Source organism: Actinomycetota bacterium (genome assembly GCA_019347675.1).
Taxonomy (GTDB): Bacteria; Actinomycetota; Nitriliruptoria; order Nitriliruptorales; family JAHWKO01; genus JAHWKW01.
In genome coordinates, this window is the sequence record JAHWKW010000062.1 from 1 (window position 1) to 2,869 (window position 2,869).

3 protein-coding genes are annotated in these 2,869 nt (G+C 65.5%); all 3 read left to right on the top strand.

Annotation, left to right across the window (positions count from 1 at the left end; all coding sequences use genetic code 11):
* Positions 1–844: ABC transporter permease (locus KY462_16820; protein ID MBW3579361.1), on the top strand; the 844-nt coding region annotated here is incomplete at its 5' end.
* A gap of 77 nt (positions 845–921) precedes the next feature.
* Positions 922–1,587: an ABC transporter ATP-binding protein gene (locus KY462_16825; protein ID MBW3579362.1), complete on the top strand. Its 666-nt coding sequence runs from the start codon at positions 922–924 to the stop codon at positions 1,585–1,587.
* 41 nt (positions 1,588–1,628) lie between these two features.
* Positions 1,629–2,869, top strand: a 1,241-nt coding sequence (locus KY462_16830) for a methyltransferase domain-containing protein (protein ID MBW3579363.1), incomplete at its 3' end; no start/stop codon positions are given.

Below are 2,869 nucleotides of genomic sequence, written 5' to 3' on the forward strand. Positions count from 1 at the left end.
GCTCATGCCCGCCATGACCCAGCTCTCGTACTACGACTCCGCTCAGGCCCGTCGGCCTCTCGTCAGCGAGCTTCGTAACTTCTGGGACTACCGCGGCCTGATTCAGCTCCTGGTCGTCCGGGACCTGACCGTCCGCTACAAGCGGTCCGCGCTAGGGGTCTGGTGGACCTTGCTCAACCCGCTGCTGACCTCAGCGGTGCTGTGGATCATCTTCAGCAACTTCTTCCGGTTCGAGATCGATGAAGCGCCGTACGTGGTGTTCCTCCTCTCGGGCATCCTCCTGGCCACGTCGTTCGCCCAGGGCGTGAACGCTGCTGGTTCCGCGATCGTCAACAGCTCAGGGGTCCTGTCCAAGGTCCACGTCCCGGCCGAGGTGTTCTCGTTTGCGTCCGCGCTGGCCTCCGGTGTGAACCTGCTGATCACGGTGGTGCCGCTGCTGATCATCCAAGCCGTCCACCCCCAGGCGATCGTGCCGTGGACGGTGGTGCTGGTCGTGATCCCGACCCTGGCGCTGGTCATGCTGGTGGCCGGGCTCGGCCTGCTGGTCGCCTCGGCTGCGGTGTACTTCTACGACGTCCTGGATTTGACCAACGTCCTCATCCAGCTGGTCACGTACCTGATCCCGACCTTCTACCCGCTGTCGATCGTCCCGGACCGCTTCCTGGTGTTCATCCGCGTGAACCCTCTGCTCGCCTACCTGAGGGTGTTCCGGGGGTTCGTGTTCGAGGGGACGTTCGCCGCCCCCGTGGAGTTCGCCGTCATGGGGGCGACGTCGCTGACGGTGCTGGCGCTCGGCGTGTGGGTCTTCTCCCGCAGCTGGCAGAAACTGGTGGTGCTGCTGTGACCGCAGCCGATCCCCCCCGGATCGAGGTCAGGAACATCTCCCTGGCGTACCGACTATCCCGGAACCGGGCGGCGACCATGAAGGAGTACACGATCCGCCTCCTCAAACGGCAGGTCGAGTACGAACGGCTGTGGGCTCTCACCGACGTGTCCTTCGACGTGTGTCGCGGGGAGGTCTTCGGCGTCGTCGGCCCCAACGGGGCGGGGAAGAGCACGCTGATGAAGATCATCGCGCGAGTGCTCCCGCCGACGGAGGGTCGGGTGATCGTGCGTGGGACGGTGGCTCCGATGATCGAGCTGGGTGCGGGGTTCAACCAGGAGATGACGGCGTTGGAGAACATCGTCCTCAACGGGACACTCCTCGGCCGTGATCCCACCACGATGCGCGAGCGCGCTCCCGCGATCGCCGAATGGGCCGGGCTGCAGGACTTCCTCGACGTTCCGATCCGAAGCTATTCGACCGGCATGCTCGCCCGACTTGGCTTCTCCGTCGCCACCGACTTCCAGCCGGAGGTCCTGGTGGTCGACGAGGTCCTGTCCGTCGGCGACCAAGCGTTCCAGTACAAGTCGCGCGAACGCATCGCGTCCATGATCAGATCAGGGACGTCGGTGGTTCTGGTCTCGCACGACCTCGGGACGATCGAGGAGGTCAGTGACCGTGCGCTCTGGCTGGATCACGGTTACGTCAAGATGCTCGATACGCCGGCGGAGGTCGTACCCGCCTACCGGGCGACTGCGCGCTAGGGGGCATGATGTCCGAACCGCCGGCGCAACGAGCAGTCCACGTGGATCCCGTGATCCCCACAACACCCACCCAGGCAGCAACACCACAGGCGATGCCCCCACCGCGGGAGGGGGACCCCCACCGTGCCATCGTCGACACCTACCTGAGGCACGCGGACGACAACAGGATCGTCGGTCAGCTGCCACCCGACGTGCGACTCGGGGGGGCCAAGCGCCTGCTGCTACGTCTACTGAGGTTCCTGACACGCGACCAGACCGCGTTCAACATCGCCCTGTTGACGGCCGTGGAGGCGCACATCCGCTCCACCGATCAGATCCGCGTCAGTGTGGATCAGCGCCTGTCGGCTCTGGAGACACGTCTGAGCAGTCTGGAGGACGCACTCAGCGGTGCCCTGGAGGCCCGTGCATCTCTGGAGGACGCGCTCGGTCGGACCGCGTCGGACGTGGCGCAGCTGCAGGAAGCCCTTAGGGACGTGGCGTCGCGGGCAGAACTTGAACAGGCCGTCGGAACAGCCACGGAGCGTGTCCAGCGTCTCGAGACAGCGGTCGGCGAAGCGCGCCGTACGGCTTCCGATGCCGTTGGTGCCGCAGCCGATCGTACGGAGGTCGCAGTACTGCGCCACCGGGTCGACATGCTGCTGAAGGAGGCACGCAGTCGGCTACCCGGACCGTTCGATGACCAGCAGCTGAGCACCTTCGCCGAGGAGCTCGCCGGCCGCCTCGACGCCGTGTACGCCGACTTCCAGGACTCGTTCCGCGGCTCCGTCGAAGAGATCCGCGATCGGGTGCGACACTACCTCCCTGACATCTCCGCACTGCACCACCTCGGAGAGGCGCCGGTGGTCGACCTCGGCTCCGGTCGAGGAGAGTGGTTGGATGTCCTGCGGGATGCGGGTGTTCGTGCCTACGGTATCGACACGAACGACACGTTCATCGAGCGATGCACGCAACGCGGCCTCGAGGTCGTCAACGGAGATGCGGTGCTCCACCTCATGAAGGAGGTCGAGCACAGTTCGGTGAAGGCCGTGACCGGCTTCCACATCGTCGAGCACATCTCCTTCGAGAGCCTCCTAGACGTGATCGACGCGTCGCTCCGGGCGCTGCGTCCCGGTGGCTGTGTCATCTTCGAGACGCCCAACCCGACGAACCTCACGGTGGGCGCGGCGCAGTTCTATCTCGACCCGACCCACCAAAAACCGCTCCATCCGCACCTGATGGAGTTCCTGCTGGCCTCGCGCGGCTTCGTGGATGTCGAGATTCGTTTCCTCCACCCTGTAACCGA